Genomic DNA, 23,418 nt, shown 5'->3' with positions numbered 1-23,418 from the left:
ATTGCCCTCCCATTCGTTTTTTACCTAAACAGCTGTTTTTTCATTTGGCACCTATAGTGTAACATCTCATTATGCGACATAGAATATCTTGAAAGCGCTCTTTTTATCCCATTATGTGATTATTCCCTCGAATATTGTGATATTAGGACGCTTCATGATATAATGTCATGTGAGGTGATACACATGCAAGATTGGCAATTTTCCATCTTCCCCAATGAAACATTTATCGATTTAAGTCTCTACCAGTATGGCGGAGAAGTGTGCAAACCATCGCATCTTTTTGGTCCCGCCACCAGAAATCATTATCTTTTCCACTATATCTTAAGAGGCAAAGGTGTCCTTTCAGCTAATAATGATAAAGGAGCGGAAATCAAATACCATTTAAAAGCTGGCGATGGCTTTATGATCTTTCCTGGACAGGTGACGATGTATATTGCCGATGAACAGGACCCCTGGGAATATATGTGGATTGAATTTGACGGCTTACGCGTGAAAGAAGCCTTAGATACCGTAGGCTTAACGATTTCTTCGCCCATCTATCACTATATGTATGAAGATTTGCATAAAGAGATGGTAAAAAATATGGTCTATATCGCCACAAGTAAAAACGCCACCCCTTTTGATCTGATCGGCCATCTCTATTTAGTCTTAGATAATATGATGCGCTCCATTAAAGTCACTGAGCAGCATTCCGGTAACCGTCTCGCTGATTTTTATATGCATGAAACGATGGTTTTTATCGAGCAGAATTATATGTATAATATCTCGATTGAAGATATCGCCAATAATATCGGTCTTAATCGTTCTTACTTTGGAAAACTCTTTAAACGCGAAACCGGCAAAACCCCACAGTCTTTTTTACTTAATTATCGGATGATCAAAGCCAGTGAATATTTAAAGCGGACAGAGATGCATATCGCCGATATCTCCCAGGCCGTTGGCTATGAAAATCAGCTCCATTTCTCCCGCGCTTTCAAAAATGTTTACGGCCTCTCGCCCATGCAGTGGCGCAAAGCAAATCGGGAACGATAATTTTGTCATAATGAGGAAAAATGTGTATAATAGACAATGCAAATTTTGGAGGTAAATATGAAAGATTTTTGGTATGAATTAAAACATGTAGATGCCCAGACGGGAGCTCGTTACGGCATTTTACATACCCCCCATGGCGATGTAGAAACCCCGATGTTTATGCCGGTCGGCACCCTTGCGACCGTCAAAGGGATCTCCCCTGAACAGTTAAAAGCGATGGGATCCCAGGTTGTCTTAGCCAACACTTATCATTTATGGCTGCGCCCTGGTAATGACGTTGTCAAAATGGCGGGCGGTTTACATAAATTTATGAACTACGATGGTCCGCTCCTCACTGACAGCGGCGGCTTCCAGGTTTTCTCTTTAGGGAAAACACGAAAGATTGAAGAAGAAGGCGTCACCTTCAAATCGATTGTCGATGGCTCTAAGCTCTTCCTTTCGCCAGAAAAATCAATTAAGATTCAGGAAGACTTAGGGGCTGATATCATCATGTCATTTGACGAATGTGCCCCTTATCCAGCCACCAGAGAATATATGGAACGCAGCGTCGATCGTACTTTGCGCTGGGCTAAACGTGGTTTAGAAGCGCACACCAGAGAAGATCAGGCGTTATTTGGTATTGTCCAGGGCGGCGAATATCCAGACTTACGCGAAAAAGCCGCTAAAACCTTAGCGGCGATGGATTTCCCTGGTTATTCGATTGGTGGAACATCGGTTGGTGAACCTAAAGATGTTATGTATAAAATGATTGAAGACAGCGTGAAGTGGCTGCCAGAAGATAAACCACGTTACTTAATGGGCGTAGGCAATCCGATCGACTTAATCGAATCAGCGATACGCGGCATCGATATGTATGACTGCGTCTTACCAACCCGCGTGGCGCGTCATGGCGCACTCATGACCCATCATGGCCGCATGAACATCAACAATCAGAAATTCAAATATGATTTTTCTCCGGTTGATGATATGTGTCACTGTTATACTTGTACAAATTATTCTCGCGCTTACTTAAGACATCTTCATAAATGTGATGAAATCTTTGGTAAGAGTTTATTATCCATCCATAACGTCGCTTTCTTATTAGACTTAGCGAAAGACATCCGTCAGGCGATTCAGGAAGATCGCTTAGCCGATTTCAAGGAAGAATTCTTAGATCGTTATGGACGAGATGTTTATGAAAGGGCCTTTTAATATGGAATCTATGGATATTGAATTATTTGATTATGATCTGCCGCATGAACTCATTGCGCAGACCCCGCTTAAAAAAAGAGATACTTCCCGGTTAATGGTTTTAAATAAAGAAACGGGGGAAGTCACTCATAAACACTTTTATGATATTATCGATTATTTAAAACCCGGTGATGTGTTAGTTCGTAATAACACGAAAGTCATCCCCGCACGTTTATTTGGGACCAAAGAAGAGACCCATGCGCATGTTGAAGTCTTATTATTAAAGAACACTCATGATGATGTATGGGAATGTTTATGCGGTAATGCCCGGACGATTAAAGTGGGCACCGTAATCTCTTTTGGTGATGGCCGCCTCAAAGCGAAATGTTTAGAAGTCCGCGAAGAAGGCATCCGTATTTTAGAAATGATCTATGAAGGCATCTTCTTTGAAGTCTTAGATCAGTTAGGGATTATGCCATTACCACCTTATATTAAGGAAAAATTAGATGATCCAGATCGTTATAACACGGTCTATGCGAAAGTCGAAGGCAGCGCCGCTGCGCCAACGGCTGGTTTACACTTCACCCCAGAATTATTCCAGAAGTTACGTGATAAAGGAATTGAAGTCGAAGATGTTACTTTACATGTCGGCTTAGGCACCTTTAGACCAGTCAAAGTGGAAAATGTCTTAGAACATCACATGCATAGTGAATACTATGAAATCAGCGAAGACGTCGCTGAGCGTTTAAACAAAGCCAAAGCGGAAGGCCGACGGATTATTGCCATCGGTACAACCTCATGCCGCACCCTTGAAGCGAATGTCTCTAAATATGGCAAGTTTACCGCTGCCCATGAAAATACCAATATTTTCATCTATCCTGGTTATACCTTTAAAGCCATTGACTGTCTGATCACGAACTTCCACTTACCGAAGTCGACTTTAATTATGTTAGTCTCAGCGTTAGCTTCCCGGGAAAAGATTTTGCATGCCTATAACATTGCAGTAAAGGAAAAGTATCGCTTCTTCTCATTTGGCGATGCGATGTTTATTACCAATGAAACAGAATTATGATCTCCTGATGCAGGAAGAATTAAAGAAGTTAGATGGTCGTAAGACGCTTCTGCTTCATGTCTGTTGCGGCCCTTGCTCAAGTAATGTGATCAAAGAACTCAGCGAGTACTTTGATATCACCATCTTCTATTCAAATTCCAATATTTATCCGGAAGAAGAATATCTGCGTCGGCGTGATGAATTATTAACATTCATCCCAGAATTCAATGCCAACAACAATCGTCATATCACAGTGGTGGAAGATGATTATGACTTACAGGCCTATACGGCTAAATTAGCGCCGTTAAAGGATACCGGAGAAAAAGGCGAACGCTGCCATCTCTGTTACGAAATGCGGATGACGCGGGCCCATGATTATGCTTTAGCGCACAACTTTGATTACTGGACTACCGTCTTATCCGTTTCACCACATAAAATATCCCGCTGGATCAATGAGATTGGTCTTTCCTTTACCGATGATCATCTCAAGTTCCTGCCTTCCGATTTTAAGAAACGCAATGGTTATCTGAAATCAGTGCAGACGGCTGAAGCTTATCATATGTATCGTCAAAGCTACTGCGGCTGTGTGTATTCCTATCAGGAAAGTTTAGCAAGAGTGCATCAAAAAGAAGATCATCAATGATCTTCTTTTTCATGGGACATGCTAGGATTTTTAGCTTTAGTACGATATAATAAAGCAATGAGGTACATTTTATGGATAGACATTACAACATTTATCAGATTAACTGTTTTTTACATGATGCCAAAGTCTTTTATATTAGCGTCGGCTCAATGATTGAACCGCTGCGCATTCATATGTACTATGATCACAAACTGATGTTTGGCATCAGTGATCAAAGTCCCCTCTATCCATATTTATGTCATAACCCGGTGGTATCCTTATTGGCTTATCGGGAAGATCATCACTATTTTTCTTATCACGGCACACTCGTCTTTGATGAAGAAGAATACAGTATCCTCGCAAAGAAACGTTCACCGCGTCTTTGTCGTTACTTTAATGAGACAACCCATTTTCAGTTAAAAATGTTTCACCTGGAAAAGGCGGAGGCTTATATTTATGATGCCTTCCATAACAGTATAAAAGCAGAGATCGATTAGGATCTCTGCTTTACTTTTTGAGATGTTCTAAGAATAAACGCATCTTACTCATGGCAATCTTTAATTCTTCTAAGGAATAAGCATAAGAGATACGAATAAACCCTTCACCGCCTTCGCCGAAGGCTGAACCTGGAACACAGGCTACTTTCTGATCTTTTAATAAGGCTTCACAGAATTCTTCTGAGGTTAAGCCTGTCGACTGAATCGATGGGAAGACATAGAAAGCCCCTTGCGGCTTAAAGGTCTTTAAGCCCATATCATTAAGCTCACGCACTAAATAGTTACGTCGCGATAGATAGGCATTGCGCATTTCTTCCACTTCATCAGCGCAGTAACGTAAACCATCAATGGCCCCATACTGTGCACCCGTTGGTGCCGACATAATAATGTACTGGTGAATTTTCGTCATCGCTTTCGATAAGACCGGGTTGGCTAAGACATAACCTAAACGCCAGCCAGTCATCGCAAAAGCTTTCGAGAAACCGCTGATCGTAATAACCTGATCACGAATTTCCGGGAATGAGGCAAGAGCACAGAATTCCTGTTCATAACTTAATTCCGCATAGATTTCATCAGAGATGACAATAATGCCGGATTCTTTGATAATCGGCACTATCTTGGCATAGTCCTCACGGGTCATAAAGCCACCCGTTGGGTTACCTGGGTAGTTGATCAACATCAGCTTCGTATTGGGAGTAATCGCGGCTTTGAGCTTTTCTGGGGTCAGTTTAAACTGATCTTTTTCTTCCAGATGAATCCGTACTGGTACCCCGCCAGATAATAAGACGGCTGGTTCATAAGCCACATAACCAGGATCCAAGATGATCATTTCTTCCCCTGGATTTAATAAGGCCCGAACGGCAATATCGATCCCTTCGGAACCACCGACCGTGACCGTACATTCTGTTTTCGGATCATATTTAACGTGCCAGCGCTGATCATAATACTTACAAATCTCTTCCCGCAATTCGATCAGACCACGATTGGCGGTATAAAATGTGCGTCCTTTTTCAATGGAATAGATGGCCGATTCACGGATTTTCCACGGCGTGGTAAAATCGGGTTCCCCTACCCCTAAAGAAATGACACCTTCAATCTGATTCGCCAAATCAAAGAAACGACGGATCCCTGAAGGTTTAATTGTTTTTGCTTTATCGGATAACTTCGCTTCAAAATCCATTATGGTGTCACCACCAATCGATCATTTTTGCCGTCTTCATCTTCGACCATCACAATCCCGCTGTTCTTATAATTCTTTAAGACGAACGTCGTGACAGTTTCCGTAACTCCAGAAATAGGCGCTAACTTGCTGGCCACAAAGTGTGCCACTTGCTGCATAGTATGTCCACGAATAATGAGGGCAAAATCATAGCGTCCCGCTAATAAATACATCGTTTCTACTTCTTCAAACTTGTAAATACGTGAGGCAATACGATCATAGCCAAATTCTCTTTCTGGTGTGGCTTTGATTTCAATCAAAGCCGTGACGATATCGGTATTCGTCTTATCCCAGTTAATGACCGTATGATAACCGCAGATCACTTTCTTATCTTCTAATTCCGTGACCTTATCGATGACGTTTTCCCGCGGTTCATCTAATACCGCAGCGAGATCACGCATCTTAATACGGGCATTTTTCTGCATGATAGACAATAATAATTTATCTTCCATAGCTCGTCTCCTTTGCTTGTTTTTCTTATTATATGCCAAATGATAAAATGTGTAAAGAACACGAAAAATTTCCTAATTTTTCGTGAGATCCGATTTTTTCTTTCTCTTTGCGAAAGAAGTTGGTCAATAAATGATCCCTGTGATATCATAATAATAAGATAAGAAAAGCAGGTGATAAAATGAATATTTATATTGCAAGTTATGGCAAAGGAGAAGAAAAAGGCATCTATATTGTCGATTTAGATCAGGCTAAGCTGACCTTAACATGTAAACGGCATGTCGCAACGCCGGATTTTCCTTCTTACATGATTACCGATGACAATGTTTTATATGTGGCTTATAAAAATGCCAGTGCCAAAAATGATGGCGGCGGTCTGGGCAGTTTCTCGATCGTCCATGGTGATCTGATCTTGAATAATAATTATTCTTCCAGCGGCCGCAGCTATACCCATTTATGCATTTCCCCCGATCAGCGCTACATCTTTGCGGCGAACTATCATATCGGCGCAACCGCTGCTTATGCCTTAAAACATAAGCTCATTGATCATAAAATTGGTGCTGTCCGCCATCAGGGCTTTGGGCCTGATTTATTAAAGCGACAGACCGGACCACATGTTCATAATGTCGGTTTCACCCCTGATCATAAGTTCCTCTATGCCGTTGATTTAGGCAGTGATAAGATTGTCATGTACCGTTATCAGGATGGACATTTAGTCGCTGATGAGAAACATAGCGTCAACATTATTCCTGGTTCCGGACCACGTCATATGATTTTCTCTAAAGATGGCCGCTATGCCTATTTAGTTAATGAAATTGCCAACAGTGTGATGGTTTTCAAAATCAATGATGATCGTTTCTCACTCGTCCAGAACGTCTCATGTATCCCTCATCATTTCAAAGGCTTCTCCGCCGCAGCCGCCATTCGGATGACAAGCACCGGTGATCACTTGATGGTTTCTAACCGCGGTCACGATTCGATATGTCTGTATCGCGTCAATAAAGAATCTGGTAAACTGTCTTTACTGTATATGGTTCATACCGCAAAAGGGCCAAGAGATTTCAATATTATTGATGATCAATATCTTGTCGTAGCTTGTCAGGAAGATAATAAACTGCAGTTAATGACCTTTGATGAAACCAATGAAAAACTGCTCATGACACCTTACGAATGTGCTATCCCACAGCCTGTCTGTGTGACTTTAAATGATTAATGGATCGGTATAAACCGATCCATTATTTGATAATAACTTTTTGTATCCGTTTGGTTTCACGACGATCTAAGTACTCGTAGCTGCATCTGGTTTGCGCAAGCAAGGTTTGATCCTGCTTTAAAAAACCATGCGTACTATGATAATAGTAATAGGTCATCTTGGATTGTTTGCTGGTCTTCACCGCAAAGCGATCTGATGCTTTCACCTGATGGGTGCGATCTAAGGGCAGCTTTGTCATATAAGTGACTTTTAACTGATTGATCTTTAAGCTGTCATCTTTAGGCATCGTGATCTGATAACCAATGACATAGGTATGATGTTTAATGTGATGCACATAGGCATAAAGACCATCAACATTGAGCTTACGAGCCTGCATGCAGCCGACAAGCAAAAATAAGATCAGCAGACTACTTCTTAATTTTAATCGTGATGACATAAGCATCATCCGTCTCCTCTTCATCGACATTGGTATCAATACCAAAATCATTGATTGTTTTAACGGCTTTATTAATATCTTTTAAAGGCAAGGTATTTAAAGCAATCTGCACATTCTGGGACAGTGCTTTGCTGGTCCCTTTTTTCTTTTTCTTCGGCGGCTCTAACGTTGCTTTCACCAGCCGTTCCGTCTCTTCGACGGTTAGGTTATTGGCGATAATCTTCTTAAGCAGATTATTCTGTTCCGAAATATTTTCAATCTTTAACAACGCCCGGCCATGGCGTTCAGAAATTTGTTTTTCCTTTAACGCCTGCTGAACCGTTGGCGAAAGTTTTAATAAACGGAGTTTATTAGCAATCGTTGATTGTTTCTTGCCCATCTTTTCCGCCACCTGCGCCTGCGTTAAGTTCTGGCTATCCATAATGGAGGCATAAGCCAAAGCTTCTTCTATCGGAGATAAGTTCTCGCGCTGAATGTTTTCTACTAAAGCCGCATTGGCCGTTTCTTCATCATTCAGTTTCTGAATGAGCACGGGTACTTCTTTGATCCCAGCTAATTTACAGGCGCGATAACGCCTCTCGCCAACAACGATCTGATACTGTTTAAAGCCGCCATAAGGACGCACGACAATCGGCTGTAATAATCCGTTCACTTTAATCGATTCCGCTAACTCCTGAATCTTTTCATCTTCGAAATGGGTACGAGGCTGATCTTTATTCGGAGAAATCCGATTAATATCAATAAACTTGTAAGTATTCTTCTTCATAATAGCCTCCTAGAGCGGTTTCTTCTTGATTGCTCCAAAAGCGCGAGGATATTTTGCAGGCGTCTTTTTCACCTTATGGATAATGAGGTTATGACGATGATCGTCATCCCCATCTAAGGTAAAGGCTACATCTTTCACTAAGCGCCCGCCTAAAGTTGTGATGCCCTGGGCTGCTTCTTCATATTCCTCAGCGCCTGCTTTGCCTTTTAAAACTAAGAAATCACCATCTACTTTGACTAATGGCAGACATAATTCATCTAAGATATTGAGTCTGGCGACGGCGCGCGCGGTCGCAATATCAAAGCTTTCACGATGCCCTTTCGCAAATTCTTCGGCGCGGCCATGAATGGCATAAACATGATCTAAGCCTAATGCTTCTATGAGATGATGGAGGAAAGTGATGCGTTTGCCTAAGCTATCGACAATGGTCACCTTTAAAGAGGGATAAAGAATCTTTAAAGGAATGCTCGGAAAACCAGCGCCGGCGCCGACATCAACGATACTCTGATCCGTAAAATCATAATCAAAGGCAATTGTTAAGGAATCATAGAAATGTTTCTTATAAACTCCCTCACGATCAACAATAGCGGTTAAGTTCATCTTCTCATTCCATTCAACGAGCATGTCGTAATAACAGGCAAACTGTTCTAACTGATGGGCAGTTAAAGTGATATGCTGTTTTTCTAAAGCTTCCTCAATATCAAACATATTATTCTCCATATTCTGACTTCAGATAAATCAGTAAGACGGAGATATCAGCGGGGTTAATCCCGGAAATACGCGAAGCCTGACCAACGGTTAACGGGCGTACTTCCTTTAACTTCTGTTTCGCTTCTAACGCTAAGTTAATCACCTGATCATAGTCAATATCTTCCGGAATATGTTTTTCTTCCATCGCTTTGACTTTCTCTACCTGTCTTAATGCTTTATCGATATAGCCTTTATACTTAATATTAATGGTCACGCGCAGTCTTTCTTCATCCGTTAAATCAACGTTGCCCAAATAATCTTTGATCTTATCATAAGTTAATTCCGGACGCTGCAGTAAGACTTTAGCGGAGATCCCTTCTTTTAATTTCGTTGACCCTAATTCTTCAATACGTTCATTAATCTCACTTTTAGGCGTAAAACGTAAGGTACTTAAACGCGTAATTTCCTGATCAATATGATCCATCTTCGTTAAGTATTCCTGATATGTCTCTTCTTTGACTAAGCCCGCTTCATAACCGTATTTCATTAAACGTTCATCCGCATTATCATGACGTAATAATAAACGGTATTCCGCGCGACTCGTTAACATACGATAAGGTTCTTTGGTGCCTTTGGTGACTAAGTCATCAATCAGGACCCCGATGTATGCTTCATTTCGTTTAAGAATTAATGGCGCAATGCCATCCACTTTCTTCGCCGCATTAATGCCGGCAATCAGGCCCTGCCCCGCCGCTTCTTCGTAGCCGCTGGTACCATTGATCTGCCCTGCCGTATATAAGTTTTTAATGACTTTGGTTTCTAATGATGGCCATAACTGTAAAGGATCAATGGCATCATATTCAATCGCATAGGCATACTTTAAAAATTCCGCATGTTCTAAGCCCGGCAGCGAATGCACCATCTGTTCCTGAATATCATGAGGCATAGATGTAGAGAAGCCCTGTAAGTAAATAGAGTTCGTTTCTCGTGATTCTGGTTCTAAGAATAACTGATGACGTTCCTTATCTGCAAACTTGACGACCTTATCTTCAATCGAAGGGCAGTAACGTGGTCCGACCCCTTTCACGATGCCTGAATACATCGATGATTTTGATAAATTATCACGAATTAGCTGATGAGTTTTTGCAGTTGTATACGTTAAATAGCAGACATCCTGCTCTGCTAGAGGCGTAAATGTCTTGGTGCTATAAGAGAATGATAGTTTCGCATCCGTTCCAGGCTGAACACTGGTTTTTGAGAAATCGATACTTTCTGCTTTAATACGTGGCGGCGTTCCCGTCTTTAAACGCTGAATACGGAAACCGTAATCACGTAATTTATCAGATAAGAACTTAGAATAACGTTCCTGATCAGGACCGCTAGGGGTCTTCTGATCGCCCACTAAGATTTCTGCTTTTAAATAAGTCCCCGTTGTTAAAATAACCGTTTTCCCTTCAATCCGTTGCCCGTCTTCAAGAATAACCCCTTTACATGTATTCTCTTCGACAATCAGATCTTCAACCATCGCTTCAATAATATCGAGGTTTTCCTGCTCTTTAAGCACTTTCTGCATATAGCGTGGATAAGTTTTTTTATCTTCCTGCGCACGAAGAGCCCAGACCCCTGGACCTTTCGCCGTATTTAACATCTTCATCTGGGTATAATTCGCATCGGCGCTTTTCCCCATCTGTCCGCCTAAAGCGTCCACTTCACGCACGATAATCCCCTTTGCCGGACCGCCGATGGCCGTATTACAAGGCATCTGACCAGCATTTGCAAAATGAGATGTGACTAATAATGTTTTTTTACCAATTCTTGCGGGTGCTAAACATGCCTCAATACCGGCATGACCAGCCCCAACAACGATTACATCATACATAGGCTACCTTCTTTCCGTTTGATTTTAGCATAATTATCCTGGCTTGACAATTAGATGCATGAAACCATGAAAAAGCCAAAAAGATGCCCTCCTAATTAGGAGGGCATCGTGATTATTCATCTTGCGTCGCTGGTTTTTCTAAGGTAAAAGTTAAGGTCACCTTAAACATATCACCATCGATCGCTAAGGCAAAGGTTCCGCCTTGCACTTCAGTAAAGCTTTTCGCAATCGCTAAACCTAAACCAGAGCCAGCGACATGGCGTGACTTATCCCCGCGGACAAATCGTTCAACGATTTCTTCGGAGGTGAAGTTCATTTCCGCTTCAGAAATATTTTTCAAGGCAATGGATACGTGCTCTTTATCGTGTGTCACATCAATATAGACGCGGGTCTGAGGCATTGCATATTTCGCGATATTGCCAAGTAAGTTATCTAAGATCCGGTAGGTTTTTTCTCCATCTAAATAACACATCGCTTTCTCTAAATCCGCTTTTTTAATCACACGTAATGATTTACTTTCCAGTTTTTCTTCATTTTCTACAACCGCCTGATCTAATAACGCTAATAAATCAAGAGAGGTTTCATGCAAAGTGACATTGCCGGAATTGACTTTGGATACTTCAAAGAGATCTTCAATCAGTGTTGATAAACGGTTGGTATAATTTTCAATCTGCGTCGTGTATTCCTTGGTATCTTCTGGGGTTTTCGCATCCTTTAAGAGAATGACATAATTCTTGATACAAGTAAGTGGGGTTTTTAAGTCATGGGAGACATTAGAAATCAGTTCGGTCTTCATGGTGGTCGACTTCACTTCTTCTTCAACGGCTTTCTCAAAACCTTCTTTCACATGGTTCATTTCATCACGTAAGCTATTGAACACGCCTAAGTCATCTGCAACTTCCACAAATTCACCACGCGATAAATCCTGAGCCTGTCTGACTAAACGCTGATAGCTTTGTTTGATGGATAACATCTTTTTAATAATGGTATTTGCAACAACAAAGCCATAGATCACCATCATGATTAACCAGATCATAAAGAGATTGCGATAAGGATGAAGGGTGTACATGGTGTACATATAGAAAACAGACGAGAAGATAAAGAGCAACATCGTTAAGCCGATGATGACACCTAAGTGTAAAGCAAACAGTTTGACAATGGCTTTATTATGGGGATCATCCATTGTCTCTCTGATCAGGACATCAGACTGTTTCTTCACATGGCGGATCATCGCTCCAATAAGTGTATGATCTTTAAAATATGTCTTGATATGCACTAAGATATACTTAAGGCCAAAGCCGAAAACAGAAACTAAGAAATAGATCACTAAGGACGGCAGGGCAAAGATAAAACCAATCAGAGCTGTATTCTCTGGCTGCTTCATACTTAAGCCAAGGAGGAAGGTATTGCTCATACTCTGACCATTATAGAGATCGATCATTCCTGCAAAGAACTGACGGATAATCAGACTGCTGAAGAATACACCTAAGGCAATAATCAAGGCATTCGCAATGAAATACCAGTTTTTCATAGTTTTGAAAGGCTCGATCGTTTCACTAATCTTCAATGGTACAATGATCATAAAGAGAATAATGATCAAGCCGGATAAAAGAAAGGCCGTTTCAATAAAAGACTCAGCCTGATCAGACAGATTTAAAATATAACGCATATAATTAGTCGTGATCTTTTGTGGAACCTGAATGGTAATGGTCATATTACTTGGATTATTGATAGAGACTTTCCCTTGTTCAATAGCCGCTGTTAATTTCGTAATTTCATCTGAACCAATCGTCGTATTATAACCAATCGAGGTATATAAATTGACATAGTCCCCATCAAATTCATCATAAAGCGAAGTATATTTCTTACCAGAAATGCGTCCTTTCTGATCATAGGTAAGCGTCATATCTAAGCTCTTGTGATGGAACTGTTCTGGAACATGGGCTTCCTTTAAATCACCATTCTCATTTTTTGTGACATAGCTGATATCATCATTACTGCGCATATTCTTTGTGTAATCTGCCATAATCTTTGTGATCGTTTTCTTATAGGCAGCGCGTTTCTTTTTCGAAACACTTTTATCAAACGATAAATACTGATAGTGTGGATCAGCCTGTTTGCCTTCATAAAGAATCAGCTGACCAATATTATAGCGTAAATTACTTTTATCTAATTCAACCCGATCAATATGAGTCGCATTAAAACAGAAGCCTACGGATGTGATAACTGTCGCGGCCACTAATAAAACAACATAAATCCCAATGATTACTTTTTTCTTCATTTCAATCACCTACATTTTCTCAATCTTATAGCCAATCCCCCAAACAACTTTTAAATATTCCGGTTTGCGAGGATTCACTTCAATTTTTTCTCGCAGTTTGCGGACATGAACAACCACCGTTTCGGTATTGACCGCCGCTTCCTGCCAGACATTTTCATAAATATCTTCAGCACTATAAATACGTCCAGGACTTTCCATTAATAATTTGAGAATATCAAATTCCTTTTTCGTTAAACGGGTCGTTTTTCCATTCACATGCACTTCATGGGCATATAAATCTAATTCTAAGTCCCCCACAATCAGTCTAGAATCATCACGATCCTCTTTGGTCTTTAAAGAAATAATTTGTTCATAACGACGCAGCTGCGCTTTGACACGCGCCATCAGTTCCATCGGTTCAAAAGGTTTGGTGACGTAGTCATCCGCCCCTAAATTCAAACCAGTAATCTTATCAATATCTTCGGACTTCGCCGTCAAGAAGATAACTGGCATATCATAGCTTTCTCGTAACTTACTCACGAATGTAATACCATCCATCACCGGCATCATAATATCGACAATCGCTAAATGGATTGTCTCATCTAAACGCTCTAATGCAACTTTACCATTTTCCGCTTCAACCACTTCATATCCCTGATTTTTTAAGAAAATCTTGAGCGTGGCACGAATTCCTTCTTCATCTTCAACAACCAATACTTTGTGCTCCATACTTCCCCTCCTCGCACTTTTATTCTAGGTGAGAATCATTAAATAATCATTGGTGTAATTCTTAAATAATTCTAAACAATGACATTATAACGCAAAAAAATCCCTTTCGGGATAAAAGCACTAGCCGATCAAATATCTTTCAAATGACTTTTGATATTCTTTTACTTAAAAAGCCGTGTCTTGAAAAGACACGACTTTTAGGATTTCGATTGATTATACTTTGTGACTTCTTTGGTAATCTGGTCACCGCCATGCATTTTCCATTGTAAGACAAAGTCATCAAAGCTGTTTACTGGAAGTTTCCCGGAAATAATCTTCAGATAGGTATCCTGCTCTAACTGGGAAAGATAATAGCCTTTCTTTTCTGAAGTTGGCGTTGAGCCGAAGAAGACGCATTGTACCCGTTGAATCTTCTTCGTATCTAACAGTTTTAAAGCTTCAATACGTGTGGTATAAGCTGCCCAGTTCTCTGCTCTGTTTTCGCGCTTATTAGCTAAGTAATCCTGGCAGGCCCCGGCATATGACACATCACTGGAAGAAATATCATCGGTGATTTTACCGCCTTCTAAGATATGGGTGATACTCTGATAGCTGCGGCTTAAGGCATTGGCATAATCGACATTAATGGCGATTGGTCTAGCTGTTGGATCGACATTTAAGGCATAGTAACGGTTAATGCTGCTGACATCTTTATTTTCATAACGCAGGTAATCAAAGATGACACTGATGATTTTAAAGATCACTTCGGGATGTTTAAATCCTTTTCGGACAACCACATATTTCGTTGATGGGTTAATCGAATGATACGAAGTTGTCCCATCTTTACTGGTGGCGATCCGATAAGGGGCCCATTTCGCCTGCGGATTTTTCTTAACCGCATCCACTAAGGGGTTATTAGGCACCCACCAAGGGCCAAAGAAAGCGCCACATTTCTCATCGATAATCTCCTGCGTAATATTGGCTGAAGTTCGTAATAAGAAATTCCGATCTAAAATGCCCTCTTTATACAGTTTATGTAAATGCGCTAAAACCTTTTTCGCATTAGGATTGATCGATCCATAAGTAATCTTGCCATTGCTTTTCAGCCATTGTTTAGGATATACATTGGCCCTGGCAAAATAGAGATTCAAAAGATATTCGCTGGAATAGCCTGTTCCTGCCGTTAAGGAAGTATCTGCTAATAACCCATCTGTATGTTTCTTCTTTTGGAAGACTTTCACGATGTGTTCGACATCACTTAATGTTTTGGGCGCTTTTAAGTGTAATTCCTGCAGCCAGTCAGAGCGGCACCAAAAGAGATTGGGGCCATCATCAATATTGGTTTCCGGCATCGCATAAAGCTTCCCATGATAAGTCACCATATCCATAATAGAAGAACCATAGGAATTGTACATCGCTTTGATCCGATCAGTTGTACAGTTGCGATAAGCGGCTGTTAAATCCTGGATCATATCATGTTCTATCAAATAATCCAGATCATCAGTATTTTCGACGATCATGACATCCGGAATCTTCTTACTTAAAATGGCATGTTCAACGGAAGAGGTATAGTCCTTATCATACGCTTCAAAGACATCCTTGTTTTGCACATTGAGCATCTTTTTGAGATAACGGGTATAAGCATTATTTTCATAGCTGTCACCACTTGGCATATTGGAATTTTTATCCCCAGTCAGATTCCCTAACGTATATGTAATGGTTTTTTCATATTTTCCATATGGCGTGGCGGAGGCATCTTTAGACGCGACAAAGGAGTCGCGTGGCGACCCCGTTGTACAAGATGTAATTGTCATTAAGGAAAGTATTATAAAGAATACTTTTCGTAACATAACATCATCCTTTCACTGCCCCAGACATACCTTCGGCATAGTACTTCTGCATATAGATAAATAATATCGCAATTGGGATAGAAACGCAAACGGCTCCGGCTGCGAATCTTGTAAACCACTGGTCGATATATTCTTTTTGCAGCATGTTCCATAACCCGATGGAAACAGTGAAGTAATCGGCATTCGCACGGCAGATGACCTGTGCAAAGATGAAGTCTAGCCATGGTGCTAAGAATGATGTTAAAACAGTGTAGACGATGATTGGTTTAGAAAGTGGGATGGTGATCTTAGTGAAGACCTGCCATTTTGTGGCCCCATCGATATAAGCCGCTTCATCAAGAGCCTTTGGAATAGTATCAAAGAACCCTTTAGCGATGTAGAAACCAACACCACTGCCGGCACTATAGACTAATACTAAAGCGACACGAATCATCGCTCCTTCTGATAAACCAACTGCTTTTAAGATGTAGTAAACAGCGACCATTGACATGAACCCTGGGAATAATCCTAAGATCATCGCAATATTCATAAATGGTTTTCTGACTTTGAATCTTAAACGGCTCATACAGTAAGCAACTGATAAGACGAAGAAACAGCTGATGATACAAGAAAAGATGGCAATAATCAAAGTGTTCAGGAACATCTTAGGGAAGTTTAAGATGTTGGTATCAGTAAATAATTTAATGTAGTTATTGAATGTGTAAGTCTTAGGGAAGAATGTATCTACATAAGAACCTGGTTCTGCTCTGAAGGATGTTAAAACAACCCAGAAGATTGGCAGCAGCCAGATGCAGGCTAAGATGGCCAGGCAGACATGCACAATGACATTCACGATTCTCTTTTTTGTTTTGTAAGACTTAGTGATTGCTTTTCTAGCCATTACATGAATCCCTCCTCATTCTTATAACTGCCGGAGTTACGATAAGTAACTAAGGCAACGATTGCTAAAACGATGAATGTTAAAATACCAATGACGGCACCAATGTTGTAATACTGTTTATCAATAGTTAACTTGTATAACCAGGTAACCAGTAAGTCGGTTTTCCCGGCTGTACCGCCAACAGGCGTTGGATCCCCGCCTGATAACAGGTAGATGACGTTGAAGTTATTGACGTTACCAGTAAAGGTTGTAATCAAATAAGGTGTTGTCACGAATAACATATAAGGTAAAGTGATTTTGAAGAAAGTCACAACTGGACTTGCCCCATCCATCTTAGCAGATTCATATAATTCAGCTGGGATATTCTGTAAGATCCCGGTTACCTGTAATAAGGTATAAGGAATACCAACCCATAAGTTGATGACGATAACAGTGACACGAGCCCAAGTGGTATTGGTAAAGAATGGTAAAGAGGTAGAAATAAAACCAGCATTCTTTAATAAGACATTGACCGCACCCTGAGGCTGTAACATTGTACGCATGATTAATAAAGAAACGAACTGTGGAACGGCAACTGATAAAACGAAGCAGAATCTCCAGAATGATTTCGCATGTGTTTCTTTACGGTTGATGACGATCGCTAAGATCATCCCAAAGAAGTAGTTCAGGAAGGTTGCGAAGACAGCCCAGATTAAGGTCCATCCTAAGACACCCCAGAATTCCTGACCGATACTAGATTTTAAAGATAAAACAGTCGCAAAGTTCTTTAAGCCAACCCAGTCAAAGAGGATCAGATGGTTCCCTTTGATACTGTAGTTTGTGAAGGCCATCGAAATCATGAAAACCAGTGGTAAGATCGTAAAGATCAAAACCCCAGTGACTGGCCCAGCTAATAACAGTGAATGTAAGTTTTCATCAAATAAAGTACTAACATCCTGTTTGAAGGTATTTAAATGTTTTCCTTCTTCCATCAGTTTCTGCGCTTTATAACAGCTCTTTACGGAAGAGCGCCATAACAGAATGAAACCAATGACGATAAACAGTGTAGCAATACCATATAACAAGATCAGTAATGAATTATCCCCCTGGGAATATTCATAAATTCCTTTGGCATCATTCCAAACCTGTTTCTGAGCAACACTGCCCAGTCCTGGTAAAGCGCCGATATTTGCAAAGCCCTGAGCGAACATGAAAACTAAGAAAGCAACTTCAATGCCCAGGTAAATCAAACCTTTTACATATCTTCTTTTAGCCAGTAAGCCAAGACCCATTACACAAAACGATGCTTTAGTGACCCCGTCACCTTTTTTCCAGGCATCAGAGACGGTATAAGGGGTGGCAAACTCGCTCACTCTTTTCTTTTTGAATTTCATATAGAATCTCCTTCTCTAATAACGATAACGGTCTCTAGAAGAGACCGTTCATCTTATTTAGTGACATCAGTGTTTAAAGATTTCTGGAATGCATCGGTTTTCTTCTTGTAGTTGCTTGCATTAACCTGTTTTGCAACTAAAGCTTTACCAAATGTTTCTACTGGTGTCCAGTAGTTACCCATTTCAGTAATAGTAGGCTGTAAGATTGAAGTATTATTAATTGTGTTGTTCTGAGCTGCAATTAATGGATCACTCTTAATGTCTGATTCTTTTAATAATTTAGTATTACATGGGATGATTGATCTTAAAGTATAATGATCTTTCTGCGCTTTTTCGCCGCCTAAGTATGCAGCTAATTTAACAGCAACTTCCATGTTCTTAGAGTTAGGGTTAACACCGATTGCTTTAGAACCTGCGAATGATTTTAACTGCTGATCTTTACCGTCGATCTTAACAGTTGGTAACTGCGCAGCCCCGAAGTTCTTGCCTAAGGCTTTCTTAACTGCATCATAATCCCAAGAACCTGAGAAGTATGCATCAACTTTCTTATTACGTAATGCTGATAAACCAGAACCGTTTGCATCATCTGAGAAGTTCTTGTTGTTCACCAAGTCAACTAATGTCTTAGTTGTAGCATAACCTTTATCGCCGCCGAACTGGATGCCTTTCTTAGCCTTGCTGCCATCACCGAAGATTGTTCCGCCGTTAGCAACGTAGAATGAACCTAAGTACCATGAGTTAGATACTGGGAAAGCAACTTTACCTTTCTTTAACATCGTGTCTAATGACTTGATATCTGATGAAGAGAATTTTGCTTTATTATAGTACATGAACCATGTATTACCAGTGAAAGGAATACCATAAACTTTACCATCAGATGTTACAGATTTTAACATTGTAGATGAGTTTGTACTCTTAACTTCTGATAAAGTATCCCCACCTAACTGTGCTAAAGCTTTGGCATCAATCAATGTACCTAACTGGTCATTTGCATACATATAAACATCGGCAGATCCAGAAACATCCTGAGTAACTTTCTTACCAGCATCAGCTTCTGAACATACACCATATTTGAATGTTAATTTCCACTTTGGATGTTCTTTAGCGAAAGCTTCGCATTCTTTCTTTAACCAGTTACCATTTGCTTTAGACTGATCTTCCTGTGGTGACCAGACTGTCATCGTAGCTGTTAAAGCTTTATCTTCTGCTTTCTTAGTAGATGTTGTGTTTGAACTTGATGAGCTGCCACAGCCAACAAGACCAAACATTGTAGTTGCTGCAAGGGCTGCAGCTAATGTTTTCTTTGTGTTCATAAAAATTCCTCCTGAGTTGTTGTGACTCTTTTTTCTTTACAAGCTTATTATAGATTTATAAACGCTTTCATCACATATCACGAATTTTTGAAACATATAAGATTTTTGAGAAATGAAAATGAAGATCATCATAAATTGATATAAAGATTATGTAAAAAGGAGGAGTCTCTATATTAATTTGGGGTTTTGACCTGCTTTAAAAGTTTTTGGGGGACCACTCCCAGAAACTTTTTTCTTTTCCGACAAAAAAAGAACCCCATTAAGAAGGGTTCTTCTTCACAAATTTACGTTTTGGTAAGCGGATCATGACAACGGTCCCTTGACCGATGATACTTTCAATATGGAGACCATAGTCTTCACCATACAGCAGTTTAATACGCTGATTGACGTTACGCATACCATAACCTTTAGAGTTTTGAGACAACATTTTTTCCATGGTTTCTTCATCCATGCCGACGCCGTTATCTTCGACCATAATATAAATTTCATCATTTGTGGAAGTGGCGTAAACGCGTAAGATACCTTTACGATCTTCTAATAAGTCAATACCATGACCGATCGCATTTTCTACAATCGGCTGTAAGATCAGATTAGGCGTTTCATAATCTTTAAGCTCTTCATCAATGACGACGTCGAGTTCGAATTCATAATCATGCATCATCTGCTGGATATCCAGATAAGCATTCATGTTCTTTAATTCATCGCCTAATGAGCAGGTGTTATTGCCTTTATTGAGGGCGGTACGATAGAAATCAGATAATGATAAAGTAATCTTACTGATAGCATTCTGCCCGCTTTCTAAGGCCATGAAGTTAATCATCGATAAGGTGTTATAGAGGAAATGCGGATTGATCTGCTGCTGGAGGGCACGCATTTCATAGTTCTTTTCATTGAGTTTTGATTCATAGACTTCTTCAATCAGGAACTTAATCCGTTCCACCGTCTGCCCGAAAGCGCGGATCAGAGTCCCGATTTCATCTTTATCATCACTGGTGACATCAACTTCCAGTTTGCCATCCTGAATCGCTTTCGCATTCTTCGTTAAGGCTTCGATACGATCGACGATAAACTTAGATGTCCAGCGCAGCGATAAAACGGAGACAACGACCATAATGAGTAAAATGGTTCCCAGAAAAACAAAGTCTTTCTGCATATGAGCACGGGCGAGAGACATCGTGGAGCGATAGAAATAGACATGCCAGGCGGTTTCACTAGAAGTCGCCTGAATAACTCTGCTGTCCTGCTTCTTTGCATCCGCTTTGGCGGTTTTAAAGCTGAGCTCATCCTGTGGATTGATCATCCCATCATAATGATAGATCGCTTGCCCTTCCGCATCGACATACACCCCATAATTGTACTTGCCAAGGGCTGAAAAACGTTTAAAGAGCTGATTGTAATCAAGGGCAATGACAAGGATGCCGACCCTGTTTTTACGTTCTAATGTCGGCATACGTCGGACATTCAAAACTGTTTTGTTTTTCGCATCCACCACCCAATAGGGGGTATCACTCGCTAAGGCTTTTTTGTACCAGGATTCATGGGCAATAGCCGTAATGGGCATTAAGGTCGTGCCATGAGCCACGATATCTTTACGGGTATAAATGGTGACCCGATCGATATCGGTATGAAAATTCGTTGCACTCGTAATCATCGGATCAAGGGTACTGGTCAGTTTCTTATAAAAGTCATAATCATTGCTGTAATCGCTAGAGACAATATCCGCAATGGTTTCATTGTAAGCAATATAATTAGATAAGTTGTTATAAACCTTAATGTCACTATCCATCGCTGTTACTGTTAAGGAGAGCACATTCTGATAGTTTTCTAATTCTCGCTGGGTGACCAGATTATTGATATTCACATAAGCAATCACACCAACGGCTAATAAAGGCACAAGACCTACCGCCATATAAATCATAATGATTTTATGGCGGACTTTCATGTTTCTTGCCAGAGTAATCAGACGTTTCATCAGCTTTCTCCCTGACTGCGGTATTTCTGTGGTGAAATACCATAATATTCTCTAAAGCTCTGACAGAAATAAGAAACGTTCGCATAGCCGACAGCCACGGCAATGGACACGATCTTTTCGTTGCTGGACTCTAATAACTCTTTGGCTTTTTCCATACGGACGCGTTTAATAAACTTACCTAAGTTCTCTCCCGTTTCTTTTTTAAAGATATGCGACAGATAACTTGGTGCTAAGCAGACCTGTTCCGCTAAGGAATCCACGCTTAAGTCTAAATTATAATTATTGTAGACGTAGCGGATGACATCTTTGATTTCCTGATGGTTCAGGCTTTCTGATTTCTGGAATTCTTTTTCCAGCAAGGCAATGAATTCATCCATAATACTGCGGATCGCTTTAAAGTCATTGGCACGATAGAAACGGACAATCATCGCATCAAGATCTTTTTCTTTCGTTACCGTTAAAGCATTATAAATATCTTTGATCATCCCCGAGAATAAGAACTTAATATAGTCATTTGAGAAATCATCCTGGGCATAATATATAGCGTAGAAGTTATCAAAGTCTTTTTTAAGACGATTGATATCTTTCAGGTTAATATCATGTTTAACTCGTTTGGTTAAGTCTTCAATATCTTCATAAGGGGCAACGGAAATATTGTCTTCATCTAATTCGGAATAGATGTATTTATCAGGATGATAATACATTCCTTCGAGGATCTCTTCTAATGTTTCTACTTTATTTTCAATTTCACTTAAGTCTTTAATACTTTTAGAGATGGCAATATACCCTTTGGTATGATACTGAATTTGTAACATATTGAAGATATCATGGGCAGCCGCATTGATGGCATCAAAAGCGTCTTCTTCAAAGAAGAATAATGACTGGGATAAGTTCAGGTTTAAGTAATCAAAAGGTAATCTGATACACTTCAGGAAGTCCTTCTGAATATCTTCTTTATTGCCAAAGAAGTTTTCAGGGAACTGCAATAAGATCAAGCGATGATAAGGTTTAATATAATCTTCCACTGTTGATCCTAAATGTTCTTCAATGGCTTCATCGGAATTACCGTTGACTAAGTTATAAAGAATATGTTCCTTGATTAAGTTTTCCGTTTTATCTTCTTTTTCTGCGGTCGCTTTTAAATCATCGACCTGGGCGATGACTTTCGCCATCGTAGCTTTGAATTCTTCCGGATTGACCGGTTTTAAGATATATTCAAGAACCCCTAAAGATAATGCTTTTTTCGCATATTCAAAATCACTGTAGCCGCTAAAAATGGCAATTTTTAACTGGGGCTGCACCTTTAAGGCTTCTTTAATCAGTTCAATGCCATCTAAAAAAGGCATCTTAATATCTGTCAATAAGATATCTAAGGGATGGTTCTGAATATAAGCTAAGGCTTCTTTACCATTTTTCGCTTCAATAATATCTAAATCTTCATCCATCTGATTGAGTAAGAAGTGAACGCCTTTACGGCCAATCTTCTCATCATCGGCAACCAGAATACTATACATAATTTACGCCTCCTTACGCAGAGCATGAGGATATCGTAAAGTCAAAGCATTGACCAGTTTGTCATTAGCCTGTAACATCAGGCAGGTATAAAGTCCACCCGCTTTTAACATCAGACCATAAACCTGGTCATCGTTATAGCTGGAATAAAATCTTCTGACTTTGACCTTTTTATCTTTGTAGTCTTCAAAGAAGTGAGGCTTCGCAACTTCCATCGCTTCTAACTGATCCATATTAAAGGTCTCGACATGTTTTCTTTTGGCCTTGTTAATGATGCGGTCAATCTGCAGTTCATTATCACAGAGAATGTACTCGTATTCGCAATTGAGACTTCGCTGATAATAAACGGCTAAGACGATCCATAACAAGGTGACTGGAATAAAGATCGGCACAAAGATGCTGTAAAATCCAAAGATCACAGCTAGGGCAATTAATAATGCTCGAAAGAGCTTCTGGCGTAATGACACATCCATTTTGTAGCTATACTCTACATACGTATCCATTTTACATTCCTCCCATTCTATT

Annotated in this window: 21 protein-coding genes; 6 read left to right on the top strand and 15 right to left on the bottom strand. The window is 40.2% G+C overall.

All coding sequences use genetic code 11. The features are described 5' to 3' along the window. Positions 1-183: 183 nt before the first annotated feature. The 5 genes from SG0102_RS01435 to SG0102_RS01415 all read left to right on the top strand — a co-directional run bounded on the left by SG0102_RS01435 (position 184) and on the right by SG0102_RS01415 (position 4,372). On the top strand, positions 184-1,032 hold the full coding sequence (locus tag SG0102_RS01435; RefSeq protein ID WP_125118300.1) for an AraC family transcriptional regulator: 849 nt from the start codon (positions 184-186) through the stop codon (positions 1,030-1,032). 57 nt (positions 1,033-1,089) lie between these two features. Further along, positions 1,090-2,223 (top strand): tRNA guanosine(34) transglycosylase Tgt, encoded by a 1,134-nt coding sequence (gene tgt / locus SG0102_RS01430; protein ID WP_125118299.1) that lies wholly within the window; start codon positions 1,090-1,092, stop codon positions 2,221-2,223. 10 nt (positions 2,224-2,233) lie between these two features. Next, positions 2,234-3,274, top strand: a complete 1,041-nt coding sequence (gene queA / locus SG0102_RS01425; RefSeq protein ID WP_125120749.1) for a tRNA preQ1(34) S-adenosylmethionine ribosyltransferase-isomerase QueA — start codon at positions 2,234-2,236, stop codon at positions 3,272-3,274. Beyond that, positions 3,258-3,896: an epoxyqueuosine reductase QueH gene (locus SG0102_RS01420; RefSeq protein WP_125118298.1), complete on the top strand. Its 639-nt coding sequence runs from the start codon at positions 3,258-3,260 to the stop codon at positions 3,894-3,896. Before queA ends, SG0102_RS01420 begins: the two co-directional genes overlap by 17 nt. Before the next feature lie 71 nt (positions 3,897-3,967). After that, positions 3,968-4,372, top strand: a complete 405-nt coding sequence (locus tag SG0102_RS01415) for a hypothetical protein (RefSeq protein ID WP_125118297.1) — start codon at positions 3,968-3,970, stop codon at positions 4,370-4,372. Between the two features lie 10 nt (positions 4,373-4,382). Here SG0102_RS01415 and SG0102_RS01410 read toward each other — a convergent pair whose 3' ends face one another. Then, the gene (locus tag SG0102_RS01410) at positions 4,383-5,552 is read right to left on the bottom strand and encodes an aminotransferase class I/II-fold pyridoxal phosphate-dependent enzyme (protein ID WP_125118296.1); all 1,170 of its coding nucleotides are present in this window, start codon (positions 5,550-5,552) and stop codon (positions 4,383-4,385) included. Then, positions 5,552-6,043 carry an Lrp/AsnC family transcriptional regulator gene (locus SG0102_RS01405; protein WP_125118295.1) on the bottom strand — a complete coding sequence of 164 codons (492 nt, stop codon included), beginning with the start codon at positions 6,041-6,043 and terminating at the stop codon, positions 5,552-5,554. Before SG0102_RS01405 ends, SG0102_RS01410 begins: the two co-directional genes overlap by 1 nt. 179 nt (positions 6,044-6,222) lie before the next feature. Here SG0102_RS01405 and SG0102_RS01400 point away from each other — a divergent pair, with 179 nt between their 5' ends. Further along, entirely contained in the window at positions 6,223-7,254 is a 1,032-nt protein-coding gene (locus SG0102_RS01400) for a lactonase family protein (RefSeq protein ID WP_125118294.1), read from the top strand. 22 nt (positions 7,255-7,276) lie between these two features. Here SG0102_RS01400 and SG0102_RS01395 read toward each other — a convergent pair whose 3' ends face one another. The 13 genes from SG0102_RS01395 to SG0102_RS01335 form a co-directional block, all read right to left on the bottom strand. Beyond that, positions 7,277-7,690: a hypothetical protein gene (locus SG0102_RS01395; RefSeq protein ID WP_125118293.1), complete on the bottom strand. Its 414-nt coding sequence runs from the start codon at positions 7,688-7,690 to the stop codon at positions 7,277-7,279. Next, complete coding sequence (locus SG0102_RS01390) at positions 7,662-8,456, bottom strand: ParB/RepB/Spo0J family partition protein (protein ID WP_125118292.1); 795 nt, start codon at positions 8,454-8,456, stop codon at positions 7,662-7,664. The genes SG0102_RS01395 and SG0102_RS01390 overlap by 29 nt, the downstream gene beginning before the upstream one ends. Before the next feature lie 9 nt (positions 8,457-8,465). Continuing rightward, positions 8,466-9,164, bottom strand: coding sequence for a 16S rRNA (guanine(527)-N(7))-methyltransferase RsmG (gene rsmG, locus SG0102_RS01385; RefSeq protein ID WP_125118291.1), 699 nt, complete (start codon positions 9,162-9,164; stop codon positions 8,466-8,468). 1 nt (position 9,165) lies between these two features. Continuing rightward, entirely contained in the window at positions 9,166-11,025 is a 1,860-nt protein-coding gene (gene mnmG / locus SG0102_RS01380) for a tRNA uridine-5-carboxymethylaminomethyl(34) synthesis enzyme MnmG (RefSeq protein ID WP_125118290.1), read from the bottom strand. 112 nt (positions 11,026-11,137) lie between these two features. After that, positions 11,138-13,306, bottom strand: a complete 2,169-nt coding sequence (locus SG0102_RS01375; RefSeq protein WP_125118289.1) for a sensor histidine kinase — start codon at positions 13,304-13,306, stop codon at positions 11,138-11,140. A gap of 9 nt (positions 13,307-13,315) precedes the next feature. After that, entirely contained in the window at positions 13,316-14,014 is a 699-nt protein-coding gene (locus tag SG0102_RS01370) for a response regulator transcription factor (RefSeq protein WP_125118288.1), read from the bottom strand. Between the two features lie 197 nt (positions 14,015-14,211). Next, positions 14,212-15,843, bottom strand: a complete 1,632-nt coding sequence (locus SG0102_RS01365) for a type 2 periplasmic-binding domain-containing protein (protein WP_125118287.1) — start codon at positions 15,841-15,843, stop codon at positions 14,212-14,214. Positions 15,844-15,847: 4 nt separating this feature from the next. Then, positions 15,848-16,723 (bottom strand): sugar ABC transporter permease, encoded by an 876-nt coding sequence (locus SG0102_RS01360; protein WP_125118286.1) that lies wholly within the window; start codon positions 16,721-16,723, stop codon positions 15,848-15,850. Then, positions 16,723-18,096: a carbohydrate ABC transporter permease gene (locus SG0102_RS01355; RefSeq protein WP_125118285.1), complete on the bottom strand. Its 1,374-nt coding sequence runs from the start codon at positions 18,094-18,096 to the stop codon at positions 16,723-16,725. The genes SG0102_RS01360 and SG0102_RS01355 overlap by 1 nt, the downstream gene beginning before the upstream one ends. Positions 18,097-18,149: 53 nt before the next feature. Beyond that, positions 18,150-19,409, bottom strand: a complete 1,260-nt coding sequence (locus SG0102_RS01350; protein ID WP_125118284.1) for an extracellular solute-binding protein — start codon at positions 19,407-19,409, stop codon at positions 18,150-18,152. A gap of 259 nt (positions 19,410-19,668) precedes the next feature. Then, positions 19,669-21,381, bottom strand: a complete 1,713-nt coding sequence (locus SG0102_RS01345) for a sensor histidine kinase (RefSeq protein WP_125118283.1) — start codon at positions 21,379-21,381, stop codon at positions 19,669-19,671. Continuing rightward, positions 21,381-22,895 carry a response regulator transcription factor gene (locus SG0102_RS01340; protein ID WP_125118282.1) on the bottom strand — a complete coding sequence of 505 codons (1,515 nt, stop codon included), beginning with the start codon at positions 22,893-22,895 and terminating at the stop codon, positions 21,381-21,383. The genes SG0102_RS01345 and SG0102_RS01340 overlap by 1 nt, the downstream gene beginning before the upstream one ends. A 3-nt stretch (positions 22,896-22,898) precedes the next feature. Continuing rightward, the gene (locus tag SG0102_RS01335; protein WP_125118281.1) at positions 22,899-23,396 is read right to left on the bottom strand and encodes a DUF6106 family protein; all 498 of its coding nucleotides are present in this window, start codon (positions 23,394-23,396) and stop codon (positions 22,899-22,901) included. Positions 23,397-23,418 lie beyond the last annotated feature (22 nt).

It is taken from the genome of Intestinibaculum porci, from assembly GCF_003925875.1.
GTDB lineage: Bacteria > Bacillota_I > Bacilli_A > Erysipelotrichales > Coprobacillaceae > Intestinibaculum > Intestinibaculum porci.
Note: the sequence above shows the minus strand (reverse complement) of the source record. Positions and strands in the feature narration are given on the sequence as shown.

Excerpts from the sequence above, each read along its gene's own strand:
- SG0102_RS01420 (WP_125118298.1), top strand. The coding sequence starts at position 3,258 with ATGAAACAGAATTATGATCTCCTGATGCAGGAAGAATTAAAGAAGTTA.
- SG0102_RS01400 (WP_125118294.1), top strand. The coding sequence starts at position 6,223 with ATGAATATTTATATTGCAAGTTATGGCAAAGGAGAAGAAAAAGGCATC.
- SG0102_RS01405 (WP_125118295.1), bottom strand. The coding sequence starts at position 6,043 with ATGGAAGATAAATTATTATTGTCTATCATGCAGAAAAATGCCCGTATT.
- SG0102_RS01355 (WP_125118285.1), bottom strand. The coding sequence starts at position 18,096 with ATGAAATTCAAAAAGAAAAGAGTGAGCGAGTTTGCCACCCCTTATACC.
- SG0102_RS01390 (WP_125118292.1), bottom strand. The coding sequence starts at position 8,456 with ATGAAGAAGAATACTTACAAGTTTATTGATATTAATCGGATTTCTCCG.
- SG0102_RS01375 (WP_125118289.1), bottom strand. The coding sequence starts at position 13,306 with ATGAAGAAAAAAGTAATCATTGGGATTTATGTTGTTTTATTAGTGGCC.
- SG0102_RS01340 (WP_125118282.1), bottom strand. The coding sequence starts at position 22,895 with ATGTATAGTATTCTGGTTGCCGATGATGAGAAGATTGGCCGTAAAGGC.
- queA (WP_125120749.1), top strand. The coding sequence starts at position 2,234 with ATGGATATTGAATTATTTGATTATGATCTGCCGCATGAACTCATTGCG.
- SG0102_RS01365 (WP_125118287.1), bottom strand. The coding sequence starts at position 15,843 with ATGTTACGAAAAGTATTCTTTATAATACTTTCCTTAATGACAATTACA.
- SG0102_RS01345 (WP_125118283.1), bottom strand. The coding sequence starts at position 21,381 with ATGAAACGTCTGATTACTCTGGCAAGAAACATGAAAGTCCGCCATAAA.
- SG0102_RS01335 (WP_125118281.1), bottom strand. The coding sequence starts at position 23,396 with ATGGATACGTATGTAGAGTATAGCTACAAAATGGATGTGTCATTACGC.
- SG0102_RS01350 (WP_125118284.1), bottom strand. The coding sequence starts at position 19,409 with ATGAACACAAAGAAAACATTAGCTGCAGCCCTTGCAGCAACTACAATG.
- SG0102_RS01370 (WP_125118288.1), bottom strand. The coding sequence starts at position 14,014 with ATGGAGCACAAAGTATTGGTTGTTGAAGATGAAGAAGGAATTCGTGCC.
- SG0102_RS01415 (WP_125118297.1), top strand. The coding sequence starts at position 3,968 with ATGGATAGACATTACAACATTTATCAGATTAACTGTTTTTTACATGAT.
- SG0102_RS01395 (WP_125118293.1), bottom strand. The coding sequence starts at position 7,690 with ATGTCATCACGATTAAAATTAAGAAGTAGTCTGCTGATCTTATTTTTG.
- mnmG (WP_125118290.1), bottom strand. The coding sequence starts at position 11,025 with ATGTATGATGTAATCGTTGTTGGGGCTGGTCATGCCGGTATTGAGGCA.
- tgt (WP_125118299.1), top strand. The coding sequence starts at position 1,090 with ATGAAAGATTTTTGGTATGAATTAAAACATGTAGATGCCCAGACGGGA.
- SG0102_RS01360 (WP_125118286.1), bottom strand. The coding sequence starts at position 16,723 with ATGGCTAGAAAAGCAATCACTAAGTCTTACAAAACAAAAAAGAGAATC.
- SG0102_RS01435 (WP_125118300.1), top strand. The coding sequence starts at position 184 with ATGCAAGATTGGCAATTTTCCATCTTCCCCAATGAAACATTTATCGAT.
- SG0102_RS01410 (WP_125118296.1), bottom strand. The coding sequence starts at position 5,552 with ATGGATTTTGAAGCGAAGTTATCCGATAAAGCAAAAACAATTAAACCT.
- rsmG (WP_125118291.1), bottom strand. The coding sequence starts at position 9,164 with ATGTTTGATATTGAGGAAGCTTTAGAAAAACAGCATATCACTTTAACT.